This window comes from Micromonospora sp. LOL_014 (assembly GCF_048060245.1).
GTDB lineage: Bacteria > Actinomycetota > Actinomycetes > Mycobacteriales > Micromonosporaceae > Micromonospora_E.
In genome coordinates, this window is the sequence record NZ_JBHMIP010000029.1 from 1 (window position 1) to 25,106 (window position 25,106).

At 70.8% G+C, this 25,106-nt stretch carries 27 protein-coding genes and 1 pseudogene; 16 read left to right on the forward strand and 12 right to left on the reverse strand.

Going from position 1 to position 25,106, the window contains the following annotated elements; genetic code table 11:
- The 3 genes and pseudogenes from ACFHW1_RS23020 to ACFHW1_RS23030 all read left to right on the forward strand — a co-directional run.
- Positions 1–86 (forward strand): annotated as a pseudogene (locus ACFHW1_RS23020) (RidA family protein); the annotation flags it as partial.
- 89 nt (positions 87–175) lie between these two features.
- Positions 176–442: a hypothetical protein gene (locus ACFHW1_RS23025; protein WP_416591328.1), complete on the forward strand. Its 267-nt coding sequence runs from the start codon at positions 176–178 to the stop codon at positions 440–442.
- A gap of 98 nt (positions 443–540) precedes the next feature.
- Positions 541–1,701 carry an alanine racemase gene (locus ACFHW1_RS23030; protein ID WP_416616056.1) on the forward strand — a complete coding sequence of 387 codons (1,161 nt, stop codon included), beginning with the start codon at positions 541–543 and terminating at the stop codon, positions 1,699–1,701.
- 356 nt (positions 1,702–2,057) lie between these two features.
- Here ACFHW1_RS23030 and ACFHW1_RS23035 read toward each other — a convergent pair whose 3' ends face one another.
- The gene (locus ACFHW1_RS23035; RefSeq protein ID WP_416555880.1) at positions 2,058–4,013 is read right to left on the reverse strand and encodes a polysaccharide biosynthesis protein; all 1,956 of its coding nucleotides are present in this window, start codon (positions 4,011–4,013) and stop codon (positions 2,058–2,060) included.
- Positions 4,014–4,162: 149 nt separating this feature from the next.
- Here ACFHW1_RS23035 and ACFHW1_RS23040 point away from each other — a divergent pair, with 149 nt between their 5' ends.
- The gene (locus tag ACFHW1_RS23040; protein ID WP_416555881.1) at positions 4,163–5,668 is read left to right on the forward strand and encodes a polysaccharide biosynthesis tyrosine autokinase; all 1,506 of its coding nucleotides are present in this window, start codon (positions 4,163–4,165) and stop codon (positions 5,666–5,668) included.
- On the opposite strand, the gene ACFHW1_RS23045 is transcribed toward ACFHW1_RS23040, so the two are convergent.
- Complete coding sequence (locus tag ACFHW1_RS23045; RefSeq protein ID WP_416555882.1) at positions 5,655–6,245, reverse strand: low molecular weight phosphatase family protein; 591 nt, start codon at positions 6,243–6,245, stop codon at positions 5,655–5,657. The two genes, ACFHW1_RS23040 and ACFHW1_RS23045, sit on opposite strands and share 14 nt — an antisense overlap.
- A gap of 129 nt (positions 6,246–6,374) precedes the next feature.
- Here ACFHW1_RS23045 and ACFHW1_RS23050 point away from each other — a divergent pair, with 129 nt between their 5' ends.
- From ACFHW1_RS23050 to ACFHW1_RS23065, 4 genes are read left to right on the forward strand one after another with little or no spacing between them, the layout of a single operon-like run.
- Entirely contained in the window at positions 6,375–7,529 is a 1,155-nt protein-coding gene (locus ACFHW1_RS23050) for a DegT/DnrJ/EryC1/StrS family aminotransferase (protein WP_416555883.1), read from the forward strand.
- Complete coding sequence (locus ACFHW1_RS23055) at positions 7,526–8,188, forward strand: NeuD/PglB/VioB family sugar acetyltransferase (RefSeq protein ID WP_416555884.1); 663 nt, start codon at positions 7,526–7,528, stop codon at positions 8,186–8,188. The genes ACFHW1_RS23050 and ACFHW1_RS23055 overlap by 4 nt, the downstream gene beginning before the upstream one ends.
- A 53-nt stretch (positions 8,189–8,241) precedes the next feature.
- On the forward strand, positions 8,242–9,438 hold the full coding sequence (locus ACFHW1_RS23060) for a glycosyltransferase (RefSeq protein ID WP_416555885.1): 1,197 nt from the start codon (positions 8,242–8,244) through the stop codon (positions 9,436–9,438).
- Between the two features lie 8 nt (positions 9,439–9,446).
- Positions 9,447–10,697, forward strand: coding sequence for a glycosyltransferase family 4 protein (locus ACFHW1_RS23065; protein ID WP_416555886.1), 1,251 nt, complete (start codon positions 9,447–9,449; stop codon positions 10,695–10,697).
- 42 nt (positions 10,698–10,739) lie between these two features.
- On the opposite strand, the gene ACFHW1_RS23070 is transcribed toward ACFHW1_RS23065, so the two are convergent.
- A complete protein-coding gene (locus tag ACFHW1_RS23070) occupies positions 10,740–12,002 on the reverse strand; it encodes a nucleotide sugar dehydrogenase (protein ID WP_416616058.1) in 1,263 nt (420 codons plus the stop codon).
- A 138-nt stretch (positions 12,003–12,140) separates the two neighbouring features.
- On the opposite strand from ACFHW1_RS23070, the gene ACFHW1_RS23075 reads away from it, so the two are divergent.
- A complete protein-coding gene (locus ACFHW1_RS23075; RefSeq protein ID WP_416555888.1) occupies positions 12,141–12,275 on the forward strand; it encodes a hypothetical protein in 135 nt (44 codons plus the stop codon).
- An 86-nt stretch (positions 12,276–12,361) separates the two neighbouring features.
- Positions 12,362–13,075 (forward strand): GNAT family N-acetyltransferase, encoded by a 714-nt coding sequence (locus ACFHW1_RS23080; protein ID WP_416555889.1) that lies wholly within the window; start codon positions 12,362–12,364, stop codon positions 13,073–13,075.
- Between the two features lie 46 nt (positions 13,076–13,121).
- Here the strand turns inward: ACFHW1_RS23080 and ACFHW1_RS23085 are convergent, their stop codons facing one another.
- Entirely contained in the window at positions 13,122–14,882 is a 1,761-nt protein-coding gene (locus tag ACFHW1_RS23085; RefSeq protein WP_416555890.1) for a hypothetical protein, read from the reverse strand.
- Between the two features lie 175 nt (positions 14,883–15,057).
- Between ACFHW1_RS23085 and ACFHW1_RS23090 the strand changes: the two genes are divergently transcribed.
- Entirely contained in the window at positions 15,058–15,540 is a 483-nt protein-coding gene (locus tag ACFHW1_RS23090) for a DUF1707 SHOCT-like domain-containing protein (RefSeq protein WP_416555891.1), read from the forward strand.
- A gap of 66 nt (positions 15,541–15,606) precedes the next feature.
- Positions 15,607–15,975, forward strand: a complete 369-nt coding sequence (locus ACFHW1_RS23095; protein ID WP_416568643.1) for a hypothetical protein — start codon at positions 15,607–15,609, stop codon at positions 15,973–15,975.
- On the opposite strand, the gene ACFHW1_RS23100 is transcribed toward ACFHW1_RS23095, so the two are convergent.
- The 4 genes from ACFHW1_RS23100 to ACFHW1_RS23115 all read right to left on the reverse strand — a co-directional run bounded on the left by ACFHW1_RS23100 (position 15,966) and on the right by ACFHW1_RS23115 (position 19,295).
- Complete coding sequence (locus ACFHW1_RS23100) at positions 15,966–16,217, reverse strand: hypothetical protein (protein ID WP_416568644.1); 252 nt, start codon at positions 16,215–16,217, stop codon at positions 15,966–15,968. The two genes, ACFHW1_RS23095 and ACFHW1_RS23100, sit on opposite strands and share 10 nt — an antisense overlap.
- 1,137 nt (positions 16,218–17,354) lie before the next feature.
- The gene (locus tag ACFHW1_RS23105) at positions 17,355–17,939 is read right to left on the reverse strand and encodes a TetR/AcrR family transcriptional regulator (RefSeq protein ID WP_158632114.1); all 585 of its coding nucleotides are present in this window, start codon (positions 17,937–17,939) and stop codon (positions 17,355–17,357) included.
- A 210-nt stretch (positions 17,940–18,149) separates the two neighbouring features.
- On the reverse strand, positions 18,150–18,401 hold the full coding sequence (locus tag ACFHW1_RS23110) for a helix-turn-helix domain-containing protein (RefSeq protein ID WP_416555894.1): 252 nt from the start codon (positions 18,399–18,401) through the stop codon (positions 18,150–18,152).
- A gap of 147 nt (positions 18,402–18,548) precedes the next feature.
- Complete coding sequence (locus ACFHW1_RS23115) at positions 18,549–19,295, reverse strand: zf-HC2 domain-containing protein (protein ID WP_416555895.1); 747 nt, start codon at positions 19,293–19,295, stop codon at positions 18,549–18,551.
- A 126-nt stretch (positions 19,296–19,421) separates the two neighbouring features.
- Between ACFHW1_RS23115 and ACFHW1_RS23120 the strand changes: the two genes are divergently transcribed.
- From ACFHW1_RS23120 to ACFHW1_RS23130, 3 genes are all read left to right on the forward strand, one after another.
- Complete coding sequence (locus ACFHW1_RS23120; RefSeq protein WP_416555896.1) at positions 19,422–20,003, forward strand: sigma-70 family RNA polymerase sigma factor; 582 nt, start codon at positions 19,422–19,424, stop codon at positions 20,001–20,003.
- Between the two features lie 120 nt (positions 20,004–20,123).
- On the forward strand, positions 20,124–20,414 hold the full coding sequence (locus ACFHW1_RS23125) for a hypothetical protein (protein WP_416555897.1): 291 nt from the start codon (positions 20,124–20,126) through the stop codon (positions 20,412–20,414).
- 46 nt (positions 20,415–20,460) lie between these two features.
- Positions 20,461–20,730 (forward strand): hypothetical protein, encoded by a 270-nt coding sequence (locus tag ACFHW1_RS23130; protein WP_416555986.1) that lies wholly within the window; start codon positions 20,461–20,463, stop codon positions 20,728–20,730.
- 44 nt (positions 20,731–20,774) lie between these two features.
- On the opposite strand, the gene ACFHW1_RS23135 is transcribed toward ACFHW1_RS23130, so the two are convergent.
- From ACFHW1_RS23135 to ACFHW1_RS23145, 3 genes are read right to left on the reverse strand one after another with little or no spacing between them, the layout of a single operon-like run.
- The gene (locus ACFHW1_RS23135; RefSeq protein ID WP_416555898.1) at positions 20,775–21,404 is read right to left on the reverse strand and encodes an MBL fold metallo-hydrolase; all 630 of its coding nucleotides are present in this window, start codon (positions 21,402–21,404) and stop codon (positions 20,775–20,777) included.
- Positions 21,404–22,489 carry an S-(hydroxymethyl)mycothiol dehydrogenase gene (locus ACFHW1_RS23140; RefSeq protein ID WP_416555899.1) on the reverse strand — a complete coding sequence of 362 codons (1,086 nt, stop codon included), beginning with the start codon at positions 22,487–22,489 and terminating at the stop codon, positions 21,404–21,406. The genes ACFHW1_RS23135 and ACFHW1_RS23140 overlap by 1 nt, the downstream gene beginning before the upstream one ends.
- Complete coding sequence (locus ACFHW1_RS23145; protein ID WP_416555900.1) at positions 22,486–22,821, reverse strand: hypothetical protein; 336 nt, start codon at positions 22,819–22,821, stop codon at positions 22,486–22,488. Before ACFHW1_RS23145 ends, ACFHW1_RS23140 begins: the two co-directional genes overlap by 4 nt.
- Between ACFHW1_RS23145 and ACFHW1_RS23150 the strand changes: the two genes are divergently transcribed.
- Complete coding sequence (locus ACFHW1_RS23150) at positions 22,807–23,874, forward strand: enoyl-CoA hydratase (RefSeq protein WP_416568648.1); 1,068 nt, start codon at positions 22,807–22,809, stop codon at positions 23,872–23,874. The two genes, ACFHW1_RS23145 and ACFHW1_RS23150, sit on opposite strands and share 15 nt — an antisense overlap.
- A gap of 20 nt (positions 23,875–23,894) precedes the next feature.
- Here the strand turns inward: ACFHW1_RS23150 and ACFHW1_RS23155 are convergent, their stop codons facing one another.
- On the reverse strand, positions 23,895–25,085 hold the full coding sequence (locus ACFHW1_RS23155) for an osmoprotectant NAGGN system M42 family peptidase (RefSeq protein ID WP_416555902.1): 1,191 nt from the start codon (positions 25,083–25,085) through the stop codon (positions 23,895–23,897).
- Between the last annotated feature and the right edge of the window lie 21 nt (positions 25,086–25,106).

Here is a 25,106-nt window from a genome sequence, read left to right on the forward strand (position 1 = left end):
CCACCGTCGCCGTCCACCAACTGCCCCACCCGCACCTGCTCATCGAGATCCAGGCCGTCGCCGTAGCACCGGATGGACCCGAGTGATGTCCGACTTGTGGCGACTCGCGTCGGAGGACAAGCGCCGCTGGTCCGTTTCGGGTCCGAAGGATCTGGGGTATGCCGGCTCTCGACGGATGCGGGGTCAAGTCGGCGAAACCCTGGCCACCGCCGAGGCAGCGGGTGCGCACAAGGTGCTCGGCTGCACGGGTCGTGGCACGGTGGCGGTCTGCCAGGATGCCGATCTCGGACCCCCACGGTGCTGTGGCCTGGCCCGGCTCGATTCCGAGACCGGGGTGCGGATCGGCCGGCACGAGCACGTCGGCAGCAACGCTCCGGTTGGGCACGACACCCAGCTCGACGACTACCGACCGTACTGGCCGCTGGCCGGTACGCGCGGGTGAGCGCGACACCACGTTGCGGGGTCGTCGCATGACCATCGCGGTACGGCAGGATGGGCGACGGATACGCTCGTACCGCGACGACGACTGCCGGAGACGCCGTGACCACCCATACCCGACCGCAGACCGCTACGCCGGACCTGTTCGCCGTGCCGGCCGGCCTGGAGACTCCCAATCTGCTGCTCGACCTCGACGTTTTGGAGCGCAACCTCGACGAGATGGCTGGACTGTGCCAACTGCATCAGGTGGGGTTGCGGCCGCATGCCAAGACCCACCGGGTGCCTCGGCTTGCGTCGATGCAGCTGGATCGTGGGGCGGACGGCATCTGTGTGGCGAAGCTTGGTGAGGCCGAGGCGTTCGCCGCGGCCGGGGTGACCCGGATGACAGTGGCCTATCCGCTGGTCGGCCGGGACAAGGCCGAACGCGCCGTACGGTTGGCGCAGCGCTGTGAGCTGACCGTCGGCGCGGACAGCGTCGCCGGTGCCCGGACGCTGGGGGAGGCGTTTGCCGCTGCCGGACGGCTGTTGGACGTACTGCTGATTGTCGACAGTGGTCTGGGTCGGTGTGGGGTGGCGCCGGCGGATGCCGCGCGGATCGCCTGGGACATCGCCGAGCTGCCCGGCGTTCGGTTGACCGGGGTGATGACGTACGAGGGATCGGTGTACGCGGCGACTGACCGTGCGGATCTGACCCGGCGGTCACAGGAGGCGGCCGATGTCATGGTGGATACCGCGGCCGCGATCCGGTCGGCCGGGCTGACCCTGTCGACGGTGTCGCTAGGTGCTTCCGCTTCCGCCCGGACCGTGGTGGCCGAGCCCGGGGTGACTGAGATCCGGCCCGGCATCTACGCCTTCAACGACCTGGGGCAGATCGCGCTCGGCAATGCCACCGTTGCGACCTGCGCGGTGCGGGTCCTCGCCACCGTGGTCAGTCATCCGGAGCCGCACCGTGCCTGCATCGACGCGGGGTCGAAGACGTTCGGCCAGGACGGGCTGCCGGCATCGGCGCATCTCGATTCCTATGGCGGCCACGGGCTGCTGGTGGGGTTGCCCGGGTGGCGGATCGACCGGCTTTCCGAGGAGCACGGTTGGCTGCGGTGGGCCGGGCCGGGGCAGCCGAGTCCGCTCACGGTCGGGCAGCGGGTTCAGGTGGTTCCGAACCACGTCTGCATGGTGTTCGCCGGCCTTGGCGAGGTGACGGCGGTACGCGGTGGCGAGGTGGAGGCGGTCTGGACGACGATCGGGCCGGGCGCGTCGAGGTGACCCGGCATTGACGCAGTTGAGGTGTAGTTGCTACTGCGGTAGCGCCTGGAAGCACGCCTACTACCTGTAGTACCGCGATGTTCGTCCGGACTACCTCGACCGCCTGTGGGATCTGATCGACTGGAGCGGCGTCGCGGCCCGATTCGCCGCCACCAGGTCGGCAGCCAGCCCAATCGTCTTGTCATGAGGTGGCGGCGACCGCCTCGCGTTCGCCGAGTCGGCGCTCACGTTGGTCCGGGCGCAGATCGGACAGAGCATGGACGACCTGGTGCAGGAGCTGTCCTGCATCTGTCAGCCACGGTGGCCGACCCACCGTCCGAGCCACCAGCGGCGCTCTGACCGGCCACCAGGTCAGGTCAGACCGTCCCGGTGGACCCGTTGTTGCTGACGATTGGGGTGCCGGGCGGGTAGTCCGGCGAGGCGAGACTGCCGTCGCTGTCTGCGGCGAGCATGTCGGCCGGGGCAGCGCCACGCTGCCGACGCGCGCCGACCAGCGGCCGGTGCGGCTCACAGAGCGCGGCCAGCTCGTCAACGAGATCGTCCGGCCGGCCGTACGGGTCGAGCAGGTGCACGTGCACCGGGTCCAGCGCCGGCACCGGGACCTGGGAGATCAGCGGGTGCAGTGGCCGGTTGTCCGGCTCGCCGGTACCGAGCAGGTCCTCGTGCAGTTTCTCGCCAGGGCGCAGCCCGGTGTAGATGATACTGACCGGATTGTCGTACTGCCCGGCGATGCTGCGGGCGACGTCGGCGATCCGTACCGGATCACCCATGTCGAGCACCAGTGACTCGCCGTCGCGGCCGATCGCGGCTGCCTGGATGACCAGTTGCACCGCTTCGTGGATGGTCATGAAGTACCGGGTCACGTCCGGGTCGGTGACGGTGATCGGCTTGCCGGCCGCCGCCTGGGCGAGGAACGCGTGCAGCACCGAGCCGCGGCTGCCGAGCACGTTGCCGAACCGGACGCTGAGGAACGTACCCGGGTTGGCGCTGGCCGCGAAGGCGGTGAGCCGCTCGGTGATCCGCTTTGAGAAGCCGAGCACACTGGTCGGGTCGGCGGCCTTGTCGGTGGAGATGTTCACAAAACGCTCCACACCGGATGCGGCCTCCAACAAGGTCTGGGTGCTCCACACGTTGGTCTTCACAGCCTCACCCGGGTGACGTTCCAGCAGCGTGAGATGTTTGAGCGCGGCGGCGTGGAAGACCACCTCGGGGCGACGGGCGCGCATGATCTGCCGGATCGTGTCGCTGTCGCGCAGATCGGCGAGGATCAGGTCCGGGCTGTCCAGCAGTGCCCGGCCGCGCAACGACAGTTGTACGGCGTGCAGCGCGGACTCGTCGCGGTCGAGCATCATCAGCTCACCGGGCTGGAACCGCTGGATCTGTCGGCACAGCTCGGAGCCGATCGAGCCGCCGGCCCCGGTGACCAGCACCCGTTTGCCGGTCAGATAGCCGGCGATCGAGTCGAGGTCGGTCTCGATCTGGTGCCGACCGAGCAGGTCACTGAAGTCGGGGTCGCGCAGGTCGGTGACGGCCGGCTCGTTCTCCAGCAGTTCGCCGACCGACGGGACCACTTTGAACCGGGCACCGGCCTGGTTCGCGAGGTGGCGTACTTCCCGGATCAGCGCGGCGTCGGCGTTGGCGACCGCGGCGACGACGGTGGTGGCACCGGTACGGGCGGCGACGGCCGGGATGTCTTGTCGGCTGCCCAGTACCGGCACCCCGCTGAGCCGTAGCTGCCGTTTCGCCGGGTCGTCGTCGAGCAGCCCCACCGGCAGGTACCGCCCGCTCGGCTCGTCCAGCATCGCCCGGAGCAGCGACTGGCCGGCGGCGCCGGCACCGAACAGCAGCACCCGCTGGATGTTTCGGCCGGCGGGTCGACGGCGCCGTTGCCGGTGCAGCCGGCGCAGGTACCGGACGCCGAGCATCTGGACGAGGGCCAGGCAGCCACCGACCAGCGGTGCGCTGGCCGGCACCGGCCGTTGTGGTGCGGCGAGGTCGAGCAGCAGCAGCAGGACCATGGTGGCCAGCACGCAGCGGGATACCGCCCACACCTCGTCGAAGCTGCCCAGCCGGTACCGGTCCCGGTACAGGTAGTTGAGGTGACCGGCCACCGTGTGCAGCACGATCGCGGCCAGTGCGACCAGGAGCAGACCGTTGAGGTGTGTTCCGGCGAGGGCGAACTCGTAGCGGGTCCAGACGGCGACGATCAGGCCGGCGCACCAGGCGCCGAGGTCCACCAGCCACATCGGTGCGACGGCGCGTTCCCGGTTGCGGCGGGTGGTGGTGTCAGCGGCTCGGGTCGATGTCTGCATTCCAGCCCCGTTCAGTCGGCGTACGGGCCTCCGCCGGGTACGGCCGGCAGTGCCTGCGGTGTTCACTCCGGATGGATAGCGCAGCAATGACACTATTTGACCAGAAAACCCCGTTTGCCAGTGCAGATTGGTACAAGATGGTGCTGACCATGACGGAGCAGTATCTTTGGGAGGCCGTACCGATGGAACTGCGTGACTACTTCGACGCGGTGCGGAAGCGATGGTTCTGGGTACTCGCCGCCGTGACCGTCGCGGTCGGCGCCGCCGTGCTGATCAATGTCCGGACCACCCCGCAGTACGCCACCTCGGTCACCTTTTTCGTCTCCACCTCCAGCAGCCAGGGGGTGACCGACGCATACCAGGGCGGACTCTTCTCCCAGCAGCGGGTCAAGTCCTACGGCGGCCTACTCACCAGCAGCCGGCTCGCCGAGACCGTGGTCAACCGGCACAGTCTCGGCCTGACCGCCGGCGAGGTGCAGTCGCGGGTCAGCGCCCGCCCGGTGCCGGATACGGTCCTGCTGCAGGCGACGGTGACCGACAGCTCGCCGAACCGTTCGGAGCAGGTCGCCGAGGCGATCGTCGCTGAGTTCGTCCGCCTGGTCCAGCAACTGGAGACCTCCCCGGGCGCCGACCGGCCGGCGATCAAGGTCGAGGTGATCGCCGGCCCGCTACTCAACCCGGTGCCGGTCTCGCCACAACCGGTGCGCAACATCAGCCTGGGCCTGTTCCTCGGGCTGCTCAGCGGGGTCGGCCTGGCACTGCTGCGCGGGATGCTCGACGATACCGTGCGCACGGTCGATCAGATGCGCGACGTCACCGCGACCGGGGTGCTCGGCACGATCCCGTTGGACAACGCGGCCCGGCGCGACCCGCTGATCATCGGCCGGCAGGCACACTCGGCGCGGGCCGAGGCGTTCCGCCAACTGCGGACCAACCTACAGTTCGCCGACGTCGACAAGCCGGTGCGCAGCCTGGTGGTGACCAGTGCGATGCCTGAGGAGGGCAAGACCACCACTGCGGCGAACCTGGCATTGACCTTCGCCGAGGCGGGCAACTCCGTGTTGCTGGTGGAGGCGGACCTGCGCCGGCCTCAGGCGGCCTCCTACCTGAACATGGAGGGCGCGGTCGGGCTGACGAATGTGCTCGCCGGGCAGGCCGAACTCGACGACGTACTGCAACCATGGGGGGACAGCGGGATGACGCTGCTGCCCAGTGGCTTCATCCCGCCGAATCCGAGCGAACTGCTCGGCTCACAGCAGATGGCGGACCTGCTCGCCACGCTGCGCAGCCGGTTCGACGTGGTCATCGTGGACACCGCGCCGCTGGCGCCGGTCACCGACGCGGCGCCGATCGCCGCCCAAGTGGACGGCGTGATCGTGGTGGGACGGTGCGCCAAGACCACCGAGACGCACCTGCGGACGGCGGTCGCCGCGCTACGCGCGGTGGACGCCCGGCTGCTCGGCTGCGTGTTGAACATGACGCCACACCGCAGTGGTGCCTACAACTACTACTACCACGAGCACGGCCGCCGGCGTCGGTCCGCCAACCCGGCCGCTCCGGCCCGGCAGCGTCAGGCGGTCGCGGTTTCCGACACCATGACGGCCGCCGAGGACCAAGCGACGGCGGACGTTGGCGTACCGGTCAAGACTTCGTGATGATGTCCAGCAGGATGTCGATGGTCTGGTCGATCTGGCTGGCGCACATCCGGAAGTCCCCGACCGGCCGCAGCACCGGGTCGGCGAGGTCGTCCTGCTCGGCGGAGACCGGCTGTACCCGGCTGCGAGCGGCCGCCGCAGCAGCCACCAACGACCTGGCCCGGCCGGCGGCGTCGGGTGACGAGGTAGCCGGTGACAGGAGCGCGGCCTGGGCCAGCCGTCCGAACTGGCGGACGGTGAAGGTGTGGGTCAGCGCGGCCGGGGCCAGCGCGACGCAGTACGCCCGGTGCCGGCGGCTGGCGGTCAGCACCAGATCCGCGCGGGCCAGCATGGCGGCATTCACCTGCCGGCTGGCGAACCCGTCCGGATCCGCCTGGCGTTCTCGCAGGACCTGCTCGGTATACGGATGCATCGGCCGGCCGGTCAGCGCTTCGATGCCGGCGCTGTACGCGGCGACATCGGCCCGGTCCGCGCCCAACCGGGTCTGCACGGCGTACCGGGTCAGCCGTTCAGCAAGCGGCGAGCGGCAAATGTTCGCCCGGCACACGAACAGGATGGTGAACCGATCAGTGGTCATCAACGCCAGCCAATCCGATGTCTCCGCGACCGGCCGCCGGACCGAGCCGGCCAGTCGGACGCAGCCATCGACCCGGCCGCGACCAGGCCAGCCTAGCCCGCGACCAGGACATTTCTCCGGAGCCGCGCGATGACCCGGCAGATCTACCTGTCCCCGCCGGACGTCGGCGTGCTCGAAGAGGAGTTCCTGGTCCGGACGCTGCGCTCCGGCTGGGTCGCCCCGTCCGGTCCGGAGGTGGACGCCTTCGAGCAGGAGCTGGCCCGGCGCGTCGGGGCCGCTCACGCGGTCGCGGTCAACTCGGCGACCGCCGGTCTGCATCTGGCCCTGCTGGCCCTCGGAGTGGGGCCGGGCCAGGCGGTGGCGGTACCCACCCTGACCTTCGTCGCCACCGCGAACGCCATCGTCTACACCGGTGCCCAGCCGGTCTTCGTCGACTGCGATCCACGGACCGGCAACGTCGACGTCGACCTGCTGGCCGAAGCGCTGACCCGGCGGGAGCCCGGTCAGCCGCCGGTACGCGCGGTGGTGCCGGTCGACATGTTCGGCCGCTGCGCCGACTACGACGAGATCATCCCGTTGTGCGCGGCGTACGGCCTGCCGATCGTGGAAGACGCGGCGGAGGCGCTCGGTGCCGGCCTGCGCGGTCGTCCCGCCGGCGGCTTCGGCCAGGCCGGGGTCTTTTCCTTCAACGGAAACAAGATCATGACGACATCGGGGGGTGGGATGGTGGTCACCGACGACGAGGCGATCGCCCACCGGTGCCGATACCTGGCCAGCCAGGCACGCCAGCCGGTGGCCCACTACGAACACACCGACATCGGCTACAACTACCGGCTGAGTAACCTGCTCGCCGCGCTGGGCCGGGCACAACTGCACCGTCTCGACTCGATGGTCGCCCACCGCAGGGAGACCCGTCAGCGGTACGCGAAGACCCTCGCCGGCGTTCCGGGGGTACGCCTGCTCGGCGATCTCGATGACGAGGCGGACCTCGGCGGCAACGCCTGGCTCACGGTGATCATCGTGGAACCGGCCGAGGCCGGCTGGGACGCCGCCGATCTGGGCTGCTACCTCGCTGATCGGCGGATCGAGACCCGGCCGGTCTGGAAACCGATGCACCGGCAGCCGGTCTTCGCTGCCGCGCCGCGGATCCTCACCGGGGCGGCGGACCGGCTCTTCGCGACCGGATTGGCCCTGCCGAGCGGCTCGTCGTTGACCGACGAGCAGATCGGCCGGGTGCTCGCGGCGATCGAGGCGTTCCTCGACGGACACCGGATCGGCCGATGAGCGTTCGGGACCTGGTGATCGTCGGCTGCGGTGGGCACGGCCGTGAGGTGTTCGGCATCGTCGAGGCCGTCAACCGGGCCGGTCCGGCACCGGCGTGGCGGGTGATCGGATTCGTCGACGACGATCCCAGCCCGGCCAACAAGGACCGCCTCGACCGGCTCGGTGCCGTGCTGCTCGGCGCCGTGGACTGGCTGACCGGGCAGGGTGTCCCGCCGGCGTACGTGATCGGGATCGGCCTGCCGGCGTACCGCCGGGCGGTAGGCCGGCGGATCGACGCTGCCCGGCCGGCGGCGGAACCGCTGGTTGCCGCCACCTTGATCCATCCCAGCGCCACGGTCGGTCTGGATAGCCGGATCGGCGCGGGTTCGGTGCTGTTCGCCGGTGCCCGAGTGACCACCAACGTGACACTCGGCCGGCACGTGCACATCAACCAGAACGGCGTGGTCGGCCACGATACGACCGTCGCGGACTACGGCTCGGTCGGACCGCTGGCGGCTGTCTCCGGATCCTGCACGTTGCACGAAGCCGTCCTGGTGGGGACGACTGCGGCGATTCTTCAGGGCCGCCGGGTCGGTGCCGCAGCCACGGTCGGCGCCGGCGCGTGTGTCGTGCGTGACGTGCTGCCCGGCGCGGTGGTCAGGGGGGTGCCCGCGCGATGAAGGTCCGTTGGCGGTCGCGACGGGTGCCGCCGGTATCGAGGGAGGCGTCAGACATGCGGGTGGTCGTGATACTCAAGACAGCCGAGGGCGGCCGGTGGATCGTGCCCCAGGTCGAGGAGCTGCGTCGGCGCGGCAACGAGGTGACGGTCGTGCTGCCTGCCGGTCCGGGCCGGTTGCGCGAACAGTTGCACCGGGCCGGGGTGCCGATGATCGACTCGCCGTTCCGGTTTCGGTTCCGCCCGACGTTGGCGACGGCCATGCAGCTGTTGTCGCTACGTCGGCTGCTGCGTCGCCTGCGGCCGGACGTGGTGCACTACCACCACTACCACGCGGCGCTGGCGGTCCGGTTGAGCCTGCTCGGGCTCGACGTCGTCAGGGTCTTCATGGTGCCCGGTCCGCTCTTTCTGGAGGCGGCGCCGATCCGCACTGCGGAGCGCCTCCTGGCCCGGCTGGACGACCTCGTGATCGCCGGCAGCACGCACACCGCCGACCTCTACCGGTCGATCGGCAGTCGTGGTGACGCGCTGGCGGCGGTGCCGTACGGGGTGGACACCCGGCTGTTCCGCCCGCCGGACGCCGCCACCCGGGCCGCCGCGCGTCGCCGGCTGGGTCTACCGGCAGACGTGTTCGTGGCGGTCATGGTGGCGTACGTGTACGCCCCCAAGTCGATGGTGCACCGGGGAACCGGTATCAAGGGTCACGACGTGCTACTCGCGGCGTGGCGGTCGTTCGCCCAGGACTGTCCCCGCTCCCGGCTGATCCTGGTCGGTGGGGGTTGGGACACGTCCGGTGAGGAGCACCGGCAGGACCTGCTACGACGTTTCGACGTGACGGCCGATCCGACCGTCGACTGGTTCGCCGGCGTCATCGACGTACGGCAGTATTACGCTGCGGCTGATGTCAGCGTCAGCCCGTCGCGGTCGGAGAACCACGGAGCGGCGCTGGAAGCCGGAGCGTGCGGGGTGCCCTGTGTCGTGTCCGACGCCGGCGGACTGCCGGAGACAGTCAACCGGGACAGCGGTTGGGTGGTCCCGACCGGTGACGTCGAGGCGCTCGCCGCCGCGCTGCGCGGCGCACACGCGGAGCTCCGGTCCGGTCAACTCGCCCGGCGTTCACCGGCGGCACGGGAACACATCCAGCGGCGGTTCGACAGCGGTGACTGCGCCCGAGCGGTGGCCGACCTGGTCGAGACGGCCGGCGGGGGCCAGCCGGTGCCGCGCCGGCGGCTGACTCTGACGACCGCCCTGTAGGGAGCACAGTGGAGAACTTGCCAGGTTCCGCGATGGGCACCGTCGCGGTCAGTACCCAGAGCCGGTTCCAACGCACACCGGATGGTGCCGTGTGGACCGTGATCGGGCCGGCGCACGGCTTCTGGGCCCGGTACCTGTCTGCCTTCGACCGGGTCCGACTGCTCGCTGAGGTCACCGACGTACCGCTACCGCCGACCGGGGCCTGCCGGGTGGACGGCGCGGGAGTGGAAGTCTGGCCGCTGCCGTGCGGTCGTGGGCCCCGCAGCCTGCTGCCGGGTCGTGCGGCGCTGCGCAGGTCGTTGCGGTACGGGGTAGACGACGTCGACGCCGTCATCCTGCGGAGTCCGTCACCAGCCGCCAACCTGCTCGCACCGATCCTGCGGCGCTCGCACCGTGGCTACGCGGTCGAGGTCGTGGCAGACCCGCAGGACATGTTCGACGGCCCGGTGGCGAGGTACCCGGTGCGTCGCTGGCGCGCTCACCGGGCGGCGCGCCAGCTGCTGGAGCAGTGCCGGGACGCCATCGCCGTGGCCTACACCACCGGAACATCGCTGCAGCTGCGATGCCCGCCGGGTCCGCACACCGTCGCCGCCGACTATCCGGACGTCGACCTGCGGGCCGACGCGTTCGTCTGCGAGCCACGCGAACCGGTGGCGTCCGGCGGCCCGGTGACGCTGATCTCGGCCGGGACGCTCGACCGCTCCCGGCACGGCGTCGACGTCGTCCTGGCGGCGATGCGTCGGCTGGCAGACGACGGCATCCGGGCCGACCTGGTCCACCTGGGCGACGGCCGGTCCCGGCCGCAGCTGGAACGCCGTGCGGCCCGGCTGGGACTGACCGACCGGGTCGTCATCGCGGGTGAGCGTCCCGCTACCGAGATCCGGTCCTGGCTGGACGCCGCCGACGTGTTCGTGTCGCCGACTCCCGCCGGCGCGCACTCCCCGGTAGTGGTCGAGGCGATGGCCCGGGGCCTGCCGGTGGTCGCCGTCGCGGCGGTGGGCCCGCCGGACCTGTTCGAGGCGGACTGTCTGGTCAGCCCCGGTGATCCGGCGACGCTGGCCGAGGTGGTCCGGCGGCTGCTGAACCAGCCGCAGCGGATGGTCGAGGTGGCGGCGGCCGGTCTGGTCCGGTCCCGCGGCTACCGCACCGAGCTCGTGGCACCTCGGCGGGCGATGTTCTACCGTGCCGTCCGGATGGCCGGTCGTCCGATGCCGGTGGCACTGGCGGCCCGGGCGCGGGAACGCGCCCCGACGAGCTGAGACCGGGTCAGCGCCCCGCCGCCCAGGTAGGCGGCGGGCCGGTCACAGCAGTTCCGTGCCGGCGGTGGCGGCCAGCCTCCGGCGGGTGTCCAGCACCAGTGGCGCATCGCTGAGCAGGGAGTAGTCGATCCCGTCGTGGTCGGTCAGCACGACCACCGCGTCAGCGGCTTCGACCTGGTCGACGGTGAGCGGCACCGCCCGCACGAAGGCTGGCATCTGCTCCGGGCGCAGGTGTGGGTCGACGACGTGCACCTGCGCGCCGGCCAGGTGCAGCAGTTCGGCGACGCGGACAGCCGGAGACTCGCGACAGTCGCCACTGTTGCGCTTGTACGCCAGCCCGATGAGCAGCACCCGCGCGCCCCGCAACGCCCGGCTGCGCCGGTTCATCGCGCTGGTCAACCGTTCCACGACGTACATCGGCATGTAGTTGTTCACGTCGTTGGCGAGTTCGACGAACCGGAAGTTGCGGCCGAGGGTCCGCTTGACTTCCCAGGACAGGTAGGACGGGTCGACCGGCAGGCAGTGCCCACCGACGCCCGGGCCGGGGGTGAACCGTAGGAAGCCGAACGGCTTGGTGCTGGCGGCGTCGATCGCCTCCCAGATGTCGATGCCCAGCATGTGCGCGTACACCGCCAGCTCATTGACCAGGGCGATATTGACGTGTCGGAAGGTGTTCTCCAGCAGTTTGGTGGTCTCGGCCTCCCGGGTGCCGGCGACCGGCACCGTCCGGTCCACCAGACCGTCGTAGAACGACTGCACCGACCGCAACGACTCGGGGGTGATCCCGGAGACCACTTTCGGAGTGTTGATGAATGTCCATTCGCGGTTGCCCGGGTCGATGCGCTCCGGGCTGTACCCGAGGTGGAAGTCGAGCCCTGCCTGCAGACCGCTGCCCTTCTCCAACAGCGGCCGGAGAAACTCGTCGGTGGTGCCGGGGTAGGTCGTCGACTCCAGGATCACCGTCGCGCCGGGAGTGAGCTGCTCGGCGAGCGACCGGGCCGCCTGGTCGATGTACCGCAGGTCGGGTGCGCCGTCACGCAACGGCGTCGGCACGGTGATCACTGCGGTGTCAAATCCCGCGGCTGCGGCGTAATCGGTGGTCGCGGTGTAGCGGCCGCTGCTCAACGCGGCGTGCAGCTCGGCGTCGGTGACATCCTCGACGTACGAGATGCCCGCGCGCAGCATCCGGATCCGCTCGGCGTCGGTGTCCAGCCCGACGACCAGGTGTCCGACCGCTACGGCGCGCATTGCCACGGGCAGGCCGACGTATCCCTGGCCGACGATCACCACCGGTGTGTTCGCCATGTCCTCCTACTTTCTAGAACCTAATAATCGATATAGGCATTAAATCACCCTAAGTTGGTTATATACGCCCAGATCTGGTTTTCCGGGGCAGCTGAAATTCGTTCGTGCCGGCGTGGCGGCCGGCCCGACAATCGCCCGATGACAGCGACCACCGAGATTCCGTCACTTCCTGCTGGATACACCCAGCGGCCCGCCGGGCCCGATGACGCACCAGCCGTCTTCCAGTTGATCGCCACCTGCAACACCGCGGTCATCGGCCGACCCGACGCGTGACGGTTGGCTGGTGCAGGACCCGGGTGGCGTGACGGTCGGCTGGGGTTGGGTGTGCCGCAAGGGGAGTAGCGACACCGCCGACATCGATGCGTACCATCTCGACACCGAGCCGGCGGCCGGCGACTGGCTCTGGTACCAGGCCCGACGTCGCGATCGCCGCCGAACTGGGCCATTCCCGGGCCGTGCTGGACGTCGGCTGCTACCGGGAGGACACCGCCACGGCCGGACGGCGCACCGAGCTCGGCTTCTCGGTGGCGACCGTGTTGAACCGATTATTCGTCCCGCACGACGCGGCGAGCCCGATGGCTGACCCCGGGGAACCCGACGCTGTGCGGATCCGCAGCACCGGCGACGATCTCGAGGTCCGTCACCAGGCATGGACGGTGCACCAAGCCGCCTTCGCCGACCACTTCGGTTTCGCGGCCAAGGCCTACCCCGACTGGGTCCGGCATCTCGAGTCGCACAGTGACCACGACTGGTCGCTGGGTGAGGTCGCATACCTGGACGGCGTCCCGGCCGCGATTGTGTTGCGGTCGCATGCCTTCGTGGCCGACGGGCAGAGCGGCTACATGCGGCTGCTCGCGGTCCGACCTGAATGGCAGGGGCGTGGCCTGGGTCGCCTGCTGCTGCGCCGGGCGTTCGCCGCCGACGTCGCCGACCAGCGGCGGGGCACCTTTCCTGCACGTCGATACCGACCCCCGGCGGCTGGCGCTGCGCCTGTACCTTTCCGAGGGCATGCGGCCGGTGCAGATCATCGACGCTTGGCGACTGACCGTCCCGGTGACGCCCTGACCGGGTGACGTACCCGACTCGACAGGCTGGAGCCGTCGACAGGCTGGACCCGGCTCACCGCTCGGCCACCAGCGCGGCCACCGTCCGCCGCATGGCCTGCTCGAACAGCTCCCCGTCGACGACGGCCAGCGACGCGGTCATCGACACCACGACCAGCGTGGTGTCGACCTGTATGACAGCCAGTGCGGTCGTCGCGGTGACCCGTCCGGCACCGCGGCCAAGCGTCCGTACCAGGTCCATCCGCCAGGCGCGATCGCCGACGGCCGGTGCCGCGCGGGGCAGCGACTGGACCCGTAGCCCGGATCGTCGGTCGGTGAACTCCCGACAGGCCGCGCCGGCCCGTTCGACTGCGGCGAAGACCATCTCCACCGGCCGCGTCGAGGACATCGCGTCCGGCCGGTACGACACGACGTCGATCTGCAGGGTGGTCCTGCCGAGCCCACCGCCGCCCGGTGCAAGCGTCGCGTAGCGCGCCACGCCCCGCCCGGTACGTCCGGCGGCCGCCCGGCGCAGATAGTCGTTGACGATCGACGGCTGACAGCCGGCCGGTCGACTCCCAGCCGGTGGTGGTGCCGGGAGCGGATCCGCCCGCCACGCCGGGCCGAGCACGAGCTCGACGGCTCGGGCGACCCGGTCCGCCGCGGTCGTGTCGATCGGGACGGGACCGGCGGTCCTCGGGCCATCCGGACGGGCACGGCGGGCGTGGTCCGGGTCGGCTCCGCCGCCCGGGTCGGATCCGCTGTCCGGGACGGCGGGCGACGGCTGGACCAGCAGCGGTGCGGCGAGATTCGGCGCGGCCGCGGTGTCCACCGGGAAGGCGAGCAGACCGGCGACTACTCCCGCCAACATCGCCGGGACGGCAGCTGTGCCCCAGGATCCGGCCGCGCTGGGCCGTCCAGCGGTCAGCGCCGGCAGCAGGCCGGCCAGGACCAGCAGAGCGGGTGCCAGTGCGGCGCCGGCGACCAGCCAATCTCCCGCGGCGGGTGCCAGGTGCCACAGGACGGACGCCCCGGCCTGGCCCCCCGCACCGGCGATCACCCCGGCGGCTGGCACGGCGCACCAGACCGCAGCCCGGGCGCCGCGCGTCCCGCCCGGGCCGCGGCGCAATCCGACAGTCAGGACGGCGACGGCGGCGGCCAGCAGCAGCACGCGGGCCGTCGACCCGGCAAGCGTGCCGGGCCCTAACCCGGTGAACGCGGGTCCGGTGAACGCGGCCGCTGCGGCCAGTGCGGCGCTCACCGAGGCCAGTAGCCACGGCCAGCCGCGCAGCACGGCGCGGCGAGTGCTCCGGCCGGAGGTGATCCGGTCCAGTTCGGCGCGGACGAGCGGGTCGAACACCACCGGAACCAACGGTTGTCGGACCGCCGCCGCCGGCAGCACGACCGCCGTCCGCTGGCCGGGACCGGCGATGCTGTCCGTCCGATGGCCGCCGATCCGCAACCGAGGCCGGTGGGAACCGACCAAGCTGTGCTGCCGGCAGAGTTCCTCGAAACGCGCCTCGGCCATCGGATGGGCCGGGGGTAACCGGGCGATCCAGTGTTGGGCGCGTACCGTCGTGACCAGCGTCCCGGCCAGACCACTGCCGAGCGCGATCGCCGCCCCGGAGGTCATCAGGGCGCCGACGGCCCAGGTCACCTCGGTCAGGCACATCGTCTGGTCGCTGGCCGAGGGCGGGCAACGGGTCAGCACGTCCAGATACGCCAGCCCGATGGGACGGTACGCCAGGGCCAGCATCCCGCCGGTGGCCGCGCCGAGCGCGGCGAGTGCGACCGCGACCAACAGCAGCGGCCAGGTCCTGCCACCCCTGGGCGTCATGCCGACGGACCCCCTTGACGTCCTCTTCCTGAAGGAAGAGGAATCCGGTCTGCGCCATACCCGGAGGGGCGCCACGACTGCATCGCGTACCGAACGTAGTCATGATGGGGGATTTCGGCCCGCTGGTCCAGCGTGACCTGCGGAGACCGTCAGATGGGGTAGCCTCGGAAACACGGTGGAAGGCGGCGACGGGGTCAGCAAGCGGGTCGGTGACGAGCGGGTCGGTGACGCGCAGCGCAACCACGTCATCGAGCTGCTCGCCCAGGCGCTCGGTGAGGGCTATCTGGACCTCACCGAGTACGAGCGGCGGCTGGTTGAGGCGACTGCGGCGACAACGTCGGGGGAGCTCGTTGCGCAACTGGCCGATCTGCCACGGCGGTTCGACTGGGACCCTGGTACGCCGGTCGTCGGTTCGTCCGTCGCCGACCGGTCCCGAGCCCGGCGTACCTCTGCTGCGTTGGTTATGGCCGTCGCGTCGCTGCCGTTCGCCGCCTGCTACGGCGCTGGCGCGGTACCGGCTGTCGCAGCGATCGCGCTGGCGGGTCCGGGTCGACGGGTTCCAGACCAGCGGGGCAGGGCGCTGGCAGCGATCGTGATCGGCTTGGTCGGCGTGGTCGGGTCCGTGCTGAGCGTCGTCCTGCTGCTCGTCGTCGGCTGATCGCCCGGCCGTCTCCCGGTAAAGTGCCATCTACGGGGCGGCCGGGTCCGTTCGCTGCGGACAGATGTGATCGTCGATGGCATGCGCCCGTCACGAACGGCCCGACATGCCGGGATCCTCCTTGTTCTGCTGCTGTGTCTGTCTGCCTGCAGCGCGACCAGCGCGAAATGCCGAAATAACAGTTGTACGGTCGCCGTCAAGACAACCGAAACTGCAAGCGTGGAGATTCTCGATCACCAGATGGAATTCCGGGATCTTGCCGCCGGATCGGTGACCGTGGTCTACGCCGGACAGCCCTATTACATCCCGGTCGGGCAGACGGCGGGGGTCGGTTCGCTGACCGTGACGGTGACCTCGGCAGAACCGGGTCGGGCGCAGCTGGTCATCGCCGCGGATCAGCACAGCGGCGCGGATACCGCTCGTGGTCACCGTTGAATCCAGAGACGCAGCTCCTGCGGGTCGAGACAGGCCAGTACCGCTTCATGCAGGATCATGCTGGCCGCCCGCGCCAAGGTGAGGTCGAACTGTCCGGTGCGGCCGTCGGGTAGCCGCAGCGCGACCGTGCCGGTACGCCGGTCCACGGCACAGCGCAGCGGTAGTTCGGCAGGCCGGCCACCCGGCGATCGGACCAGGACCCGCAGCTCGACCACGCCGTCGGAGACCCGTCGATCGACCATGGGCCCGCTGGCTGGAGGGGCGGGTCGACCGGCCGGCTGAGGCCGGACGCGTGCCGCCGGTTGGCGCTGGGGACGCCGGGGCGGATCGCGTTCCGGTCGGCAGGTCGGTGTCATGGTGCGGCCGTTCGGTGGGCCCGGCCCGGTCGCGGGCCTCGCCGCTCGGGCGGCACGCACTGGTTCGGGCGGTGGCCGCCGGTCGGCGCGGGGCGCGAGTTCGGGGCGGCCGAGCACCACGGTGTCCACGCCGGTGCCCTCCGCGCCGGTGACCCGGTACCGGACGGTGACCGCGGTGTCGGACAAGTTGAGCACCACTCCGGGCCGCCAGGCCCCGGTACGGTGGATCCAGATCGGATCACCTCGTCGGTACGCCGTCACGGTGCCCGCCGTGCCGGTTGGTGGCAGGCGCGAGCTGCGGCCCGTGCCGCTCACCGGAGCTCGTACCGCATTATTGGAAACTGCCTCTGATCGCCGGGACAGGTCGTAACGTTGCTCGGCCGACGATACTTCCCCGATGACCGGGCGCGGCAGGGGTCGATGCCTGGTGCCTATTCGGATATTGCGGACCAGGAGGTGGGGGATGCCGAGTCGCGTCGTCTTCTGACGATCAGGGAAGATGTCGGGCGCTCCCGCCGGATATCGTAAGCTCCCGCCGTGTTGCCGAGGACCGGATCGACATGACTCGGTGTGAACACGCATTCGAGGCTCATGCACTGTCGCGTTTCCCCGAACCGCTGTGATCTCGCCGGTGGCGTGCACCGATGTACTCGGCCGATGGTCGATCGTGCGACCAACGCCGCCCACGACGAAGTGGTCGGGCGACTCTCCGTGACGTTTCGTGGGTGGCTGACGCCGGCCGGGCGGGAGGTGGTTGGCCGCGCGGTACCGAGGGGGCGGGCGCGTACGGCAGCGGCGGGTACGGAAGCTAACCCAGCCTCCTAGGATGCCATAGGGACTGTGTGCGCGCCCCCGCCCAGCGGACGTGAACGTCCATCAGCTACTTACCAACGAGAATGTCTGCAGTGGAGCGTCAGAGCTGGACCGGCCGACCGGCGGCTGAGGCGCAGCGGTTGGGCGGGAGCGTTGCTCAACCACCCAGTAAACTGCGGCGCATCGCCGGGCCGGCCGTAGCGCCGCTGATCAGCGGCGTGCGGCGATGCCGTCCAAGAAGAGGGTGGTGCAGTCGGTGATGAGCCGGTTCAGCGAGTACTTGCCGCCCGGCCTGAACCATCGCACGGTGAGCCAAACCGCATCGCGGGTGAGCCGGTAGAAGGTTTTCGGGTCGATGTCGGAGCGCAGGGTGCCGTCCCGGCGTCCGGCGTCGATGACGGTGAGCCAGACGCTCTCCACCTCCTTGGCCACGCCCTTGAGATAGCCGAACCGGGGCAGGCCACGCAGGTAGTTCGCGTCGTTCTGGTAGATCTCAGTGGCGTGCGGGTGGCTGGCGGCGCACTCGAGCGAGGCCCGGATGAGTTGCCGCAGCTGGTCGTCCGGCCCGTCCGGCCCGTCGAGGATCTGCTGGTAGCGGGCGCGTAGGTCGGCGAGGTAGCTGGAGATGATCTCGTCGACCATCGCCTCTTTGGATTCGAAGTGGTGGTAGAGGCTACCGGACAGGATGCCCACGTCGTCGGCGATCTCGCGGACGGTCGTGCCGGCGACGCCTCGGCTGGCGAACAGTGCGCCAGCCCGGTGGAGTATGTGCTCTCGTCGGCTGCGGGAAGTCACCAATGTCTCCCTGGTCGTGTAGCGGTGAAGCGGACACTTGCTGGCACCTTCCGCGACGAACCGGCCTGGCGGACCCAGCCGGATTCGGCAGTCAACCATGGTGGCTCTCTGGCCAATGTGATCGGTGACCTTGTGGTCATCTTGGGGGCGGAGGAGGTGCATCCGTCAGTCTAGGACCCAGGCAAGACGATTAACCGTATGCGTCGTGACCTAGTCCAGTGTGTCCTGATCAGCGCCTGTGACGCTGTCCTGAGACTCAGGCGTACGGTCAGCATGGACGGTCGGATCCGGGCGGCGTCCGCCGCGACCGCGGATGGGTACGCCCGAGAAGTGCAGTCGCCGGTGCACGTAGCTGTACGACACGCCGAGCTCAGCGGCGATGCGCCTGATCGGCGCTCCGGCGAGGTACCGGCTGACGATCTGGGCGTTCGTCGGGCGCTCGGCGGGCGGGGTGGCCGGCATGACTGCTCCCTGGCCGGTACTGGACGGTGGTGTCGTTGCGGATGCTCCCGGACGAAGCCGGAGGCTGTTTCGTCGTCACCATGTCCCGCCAGCGGGAGCGGAGGTTGACCGGCCGGGTTGTCAGATCAACGGCACCGGGCCGACGGATCAGGCCGCCCGGTCCCGGCGGATGCTGGCCGCGCCACCCCGGACCACCCGCAATGGTGTCGGGCTGGTCGCTGGTGGCTCGTCGTCAAGTTCGACGCGCCAGCGTGATCGGGTGCGGCCAGCGTCCCCCGGTGACGTGTCCGGGTCGCCGCCGCGTCGGCGCAGCGTCAGGATGAGCAGATATCCGGCGACGACCAGGCCGTGGCTGAGCAGCCGCGGATAGTCGACCCGCCCGGTGATCACGTCGTTGACCGACAGCAGTGCCAGTACCGCGACGAACGCGGTCAGGGTCGGCAGCATCCCGGCCGGCCGGGTGCGCCGGACGGCGATCCACACGAAGCCGGCGCCGAGTGCGACGTTCCAGGCCGCAGACTCGTGCCACAGGTGGTTGGGGGCAGTTCCACCGACCGGATCGGGCACATGCAGATGGCCGTCGGCGACGCCGCCGATCTGGGCGGCACCGAGCAGGAACTGCGCGATTCCGAGCACGCCGAGGGCGTACCGCAGCAGCAGGGCGACCCGGGCCGCGGTCAGCCGTCGGGGTGGCGCGAGCGCGTCGAGCACCGACTCGTCGACGGTGCCGACCGGTTCCGGGCCGGTACGCCGGGCGAGGTCGGTGACCATGTCGGCGTCGGCGTACCAGGATCGGCACCCGGCGCAGCCGGTCAGATGGTCCCGCGCCGCAGCCGACTCGGCGGCGTCGGTTTCCCCGTCGAGTTCGGCCGACAGCAGCTCACGAAAGTCCACGCACCCCACATGTCAATAGTCGGCCCGTCGGCCGGGACGGTTCCCACCGGGGTAGCGCCGGCAGGGCAGGCACCACCCCGGTGGGTGGACTATGGCGGGGGGAGGCTTCCCGGATACTCTTCAGGCATGCCGCACGCCGCACCGGACGACGCCCAGATCACCCGTTGGGCCCTCGCAGCCCGCGACGGTGACCGGGCGGCCGCCACGTCGTTCGTCCGGGCCACCCAAGGTCAGGTGCAGAGGTTCCTCACCCATCTGGTGGACAACACCGAGGCGGAGGACCTCGCCCAGGAGACGTTCCTCCGGGCGATGCGGTCGTTGCCGCGCTTCGCTGGGCGCTCCAGCGCGCGTACCTGGTTGCTGTCCATCGCCCGGCGGGTCGCCGTCGACCATATCCGCGCCGTCGTGGTACGGCCCCGGGTCGCCGACCTGGCCGACTGGCAGCCGGTGGCCGAGGCCGCGGTCACCGGCCCACGCTTCGAAGAAGCCGTGGCGCTGCGTCAGCTGCTGGTCGGCCTGGCCGCCGACCGCCGGGAGGCGTTCGTGGCGACCCAGATGCTCGGGTTGAGCTACGCCGAGGCCGCCGAGGTCTGCGGCTGCCCGGTCGGGACGATCCGGTCCCGGGTCGCTCGGGCCCGCGAGGACCTGGTCGCCGCAATGACGGACTCGGGGCGGCAGTCCGGCCGGCAGCTACGAGCGATCAGCTGATCCCTCGTGCCCTGTCCCGGACAGAGTCGGCGGCGGCGTTCGTCCGCCAGTCCTGATGGTCTCGCGGCATCCGCCGAGCTGAACCCGGCGCGTGCGACTGCGGTCGGGGTCGGCTTCGGAGTGCCGACCGGGCTACTCGCGGTGCTGCTGCCGGCGATCGGCGTGATCGGCCCGGTCGTCGTGCAGGTGGCGGTGGCCAGCGGGTTCGCCATGCTCGCTGAGGCCGGTCTGAGTTTCCTCGGGCTCGGTGTCCAGCCGCCGGACGCGAGCTGGGGCGCGCTGCTCGGCCGGGCGCTGCCGTACATCGACACCGCCTGGTGGCTGGCGGTCGCCCCCGGCGCGGTGATCACCTTGACCGTGCTGGCCACGAACGTGCTCGCCGGTCACCGACCTCACCGTCGCGGTGGGTAGCGCCGCCGGCGGCTGGACCGACCTCGTTCACAAGGTGTCGATCGAGGTGGCCGCAGGTGAGACCGTAGGGCTGGTCGGGGAGTCGGGCTGCGGCAAGAGCACCACCTGCACCCGGCGTTCACCATCGGCGAGCAGATCGCCGAGTCGGTGCGCCGGCACCGGGGGCTGTCCCGCCGGACGGCCGCCGACCGGGCGGTCGAACTGCTCGACCTGGTCGGCGTGCCGAACGCCCGGTCCCGGGCCTGGGCGTACCCGCACGAGTTCTCCGGCGGGATGCTGCAGCGGGCGCCGGACGCCGCCGTCGACGGCGAACTGACCGGGATTCCCGGTGCCCCGCCGGCCCGGTCGCGGAGTGGCCAATCAGTGGCCGCGGGCGATCCACTCGTCGAGGTGCGGCCGTTCGGCGCCGATCGTGGTGCTGTCGCCGTGTCCGGTGTGCACGATCGTGTCGTCCGGCAGGGTGAACAGCCGGTCGCGGATGGACGCAAGGATCGTGCCGAAGTCGCTGTAGGAGCGGCCGGTGGCTCCCGGGCCGCCGGCGAACAGCGTGTCGCCGGTGAACGCCACGCCCAGCTCGGGCGCGGACAGGCAGCAGGCACCGGGGCTGTGCCCGGGGGTGTGCAGGACCCGCAGCGTGGTGCCACCGACGGTGAGCTGCTGCCCGTCGGCCAGTGCGGCGTCCGGGGGCCGCTGCGGGTGGACCTGGTCCCAGAGCACCCGGTCGGCCGGGTGCAGCAGCACCGGCGCGCCGGTCTCGTCGGCCAGGCGCGCCGCGACCCGTACGTGGTCGTCGTGGGCGTGGGTCGCGACGATCGCCCGGACGGTACGCGCGCCGATGACGGCGCGGATCGCCTCGACGTCGTGCGGGGCGTCGATCACCACGCATTCGGTGTCGTCGCCGACAACCCAGACGTTGTTGTCGACATCGAAGGTCTCCCCGTCCAGGGAGAACGTCCCGGACGTGACGGTGTGGTCGATCCGGGCGGTCATCAGAACACCACCACCGAGCGGAGCACGTCGCCGTGGTGCATCTTGCCGAAGGCTTGCTCGACCTGGTCGAGCGGGATCTCCTCGGTGACGAAGGCGTCGAGGTCGAGCCGGCCCTGCCGGTACAGTTCGGTCAGCATCGGAAAGTCGCGCGACGGCAGACAGTCGCCGTACCAGCTGGATTTGAGCGCGCCGCCGCGACCGAACACGTCCAGCAGCGGCAGTTCGACGCGCATCTGCGGGGTCGGTACGCCGACCAGGACGACGGTGCCGGCCAGGTCCCGGGCGTAGAACGCCTGTTTCCAGGTTTCTGGGCGGCCGACGGCGTCGATGACGACATCGGCGCCGAACCCGCCGGTGAGTTCTTGGATCCGTTCGACCACGTCGGTCTGCCGGGCGTCCACGGTGTGGGTGGCGCCGAAGCCGCGCGCCCAGTCGAGTTTCCGGGGGTCGGTGTCGACGGCGATGATGGTCGTCGCACCGGCCAGGGCGGCCCCGGCGATCGCGCCGTCGCCGACGCCGCCGCAACCGATGACCGCGACGGAGTCGCCGCGGCCGACGCCGCCGGTGTTGATCGCGGCGCCCAGCCCGGCCATCACTCCGCAGCCGAGCAGGCCGACGGCGGCCGGCCGGGCCGCCGCGTCCACCTTGGTACACTGGCCGGCGTGCACGAGGGTCTTCTCGGCGAAGGCGCCGATGCCCAGCGCGGGGGAGAGTACGGTGCCGTCGGTCAGTGTCATCTTCCGGGTGGCGTTATGGGTGGCGAAGCAGTACCAGGGTCGGCCCCGGACGCAGGCCCGGCAGGTGCCGCAGACGGCCCGCCAGTTCAGCACCACGAAGTCGCCGGGGGCGACGTCGGTCACCCCGTCACCGACCTGTTCGACGATGCCGGCCGCCTCGTGGCCGAGTAGGAACGGGTAGTCGTCGCTGATGCCGCCGTCGCGGTAGTGCAGGTCGGTGTGGCAGACACCGCAGGCCTGCACCCGCACCACCGCCTCGCCCGGGCCGGGGTCCGGTACGACGATCATGGTGACCTCGACCGGCGTACCGGTGCTCCGGGAGATCACACCCCGGACGTGTTGGCTCATCGGAACTCTCCTGAAACGTCGTCGTCACGCAGGTTTGGTCTGAACCTACCGCCGGGCGGACCGGCACGGAACCGTCCCGCCCGGCGTATCCCCTGGTGGTGACGACTACCGCTGGTCGGCGGCCGACTCGACCAGGTGCCGGACCGGCCGAGGAAGGCGGCGCAGTACGCGCCGTCGAAGACCCGGTGGTCGAACGAGGCGGTCAGCACGGCGACCCGACCGACGTCCAGTCGGGTCCGGCCGTCGGCGCGGCCCAGCGGTTCGGCCATCAGCCGGTCCAGCCGGGCACCCTTGGCGATCGGGTGCCCGTGCGAGCGGTGGTTGCCGGTCATGTAGTCGTCGAGGCGGGTGGCCAGGCAGGCGCCGACGAAGCGACTGACGAGGCGATGCAGGCGAGCTGGCTGCTCGGCGAGGCCGGCTGGCTCGACCCGGACCGCGACGAGCGGTACGCGGTGGCGACCATGGCGGGGGAGCGGGAGCAGAGCCGGTCGGCGCTGCGCGGCGCCCTTTGCTCGCCCGGCGCGACGAGCCGGTCACCACCCGCACGGCGTCCCATACCCTGGACATGGTGGTCGCCGAGGGTGGCGACCTATGGCAGTGGGTCCTCACCGACCGGATCAGGAGCTGACGTGCAGACCGTTTCGCTGCGTACCGCCGACCATCCGGGTGTGCGGGTGCTGACCCTCGACGATCCCGACCGGCGTAACGCGATCGGCGCCCTGATGAAGCGGGAACTGACCGAGGCCGTGTCGATCGTCGCCGCCGACCGCGACGCCCGGGTTCTGGTCGTCACCGGCGCCGGCAGCGCCTTCTGCTCGGGCGCGCACCTCGACGAGATCTTCGGCGGCCCCATCCGGCCGGTCAGCCAGACCCGCCGCGACCTGGAGGAGATCTACCGCAGCTTCCTCGCGGTGCGCGACCTGGACCTGGTGACCATCGCCGCAGTACAGGGACCCGCCGTGGGTGCCGGTCTCAACCTGGCGATGTGCTGCGACCAGCGGATCGCCGGTCGCCAGGCCCGGTTCGGGGCGACGTTCACCCGGATCGGCCTGCACCCCGGCGGCGGCTGCACCTACTTCCTGGTCGACGCGCTCGGCCCGCAGCGGGCCATGCAGATCCTGTTGGACGGCGCGATGCTCGACGCCGCGCGGGCCCACGACCTCGGTCTGGTGCTCGACGTGGTCGACGATCCGCTGGCCGCCGCGTTGGCCGCCGCGCGCCGCTACGCCGACCTGGACCCGCATCTGGTCCGCCACGTCAAGCAGAGCGTCCGGATCGCCGCCTCGTCCGGCCTGGATGCCTCGGTGCAGTACGAGGCGTGGGCCCAGGCCGCGTCGGCCAGCGATCCGGCGGTGCTGGCCACCCTGCTCGGCAACCGGCGCTGAGGCCGACCGACGACCGGGCGTCAGGCCACGCCGATCGGCCCTTCCCGGGGCCCGGCTTCCTGCGCCGGCTGCACCGCCAGCGACGGGAAGTCGGCCAGGTCGCCGTCCGGCTCGGCGTCCCACTCCGGGAACACCAGCTCGCTCTGCAGGTAGAGGCAGAGCAACTGGGTGAGATGACGCAGCCCGTCCAGGTGGGTGCGTTCGTGACCGTGGGTGGCGTCCACTCCGAAGCCGAGCAGCGCCACCCGGGCGTGCGCGCCGGCCTCGACCGCCGCCGCCACGTCTGACCGGTAGTAGTCGAACACGTCACGGACCAGATCGACGCCGTGATCGGCGGCCAGGCCGGCCAACTTACGGGTCAGGTGGTAGTCGAACGGACCGACGCCGTCACCCATGGCCAGGGTCGCGGCGTTCTCCCGGGACTGCTGTCCGGGCGCCACCACCGCGGCGTCGACCGAGACGATCTCGGCCACGTCCGGGTCGAGGCCGTGACTGGCACCGTGCCCGACCTCCTCGGTGCAGGTGATCAGCAGATGGGCGGTGACCGGCGGCTGCTGGCCGGCGTCGACCATGGCCTTCACCGCGGTCAGCACCGCCGCCACCCCTGCTTTGTCGTCCAGATGCCGGGACTTGACGTACCCGCTGGACGTGATCGTCGGCGCCGGCAGCATCGCTACGAAGTCGCCGACGTCGATGCCGAGCGCGCGGAGTCCGGCGATGTCGGTGACCGGCTCGTCGACCCGCACCTCAACCTGCTCCCAGCCGACACCCTGCAGGTCGACATCCTCGTTGTAGCGGTGGCCGCTGGCCTTCAAGGGCAGCACCTGGCCGGTGATCACCCGGTCCAGGCTGTCGGTGTAGACCCGCACGTGGGCACCTTCGGCGAACCGGGCGCTGTGGGTGCCGATCTGCTTGAGCTCCAGCCGGCCGTTCTCCTTCAACCGTTTGACCATCCCGCCGATCGTGTCGGTGTGCACCACGATCGCCCGATCCGCGCCGGTGGTCCGTGGCCCGCACAGCGAGGCGCTGAGCGCGCCCCGCCGGGTGACCGTGAACGGGATGCCGAGAGCGGACAGCCGTTCTCCGACGTACTGCTGCACGTGGTCGGTGCGGCCGGACGGGCTGGGGATGTCCAGCAGCTCCAGCACCACCTGCTGAAGGTAGTCGAGGTCCAGTTTCAGGGGGGCGGGGAAGTTCGGGTCGGCCGGCATGCCAAGACCGTACCGTCGCCG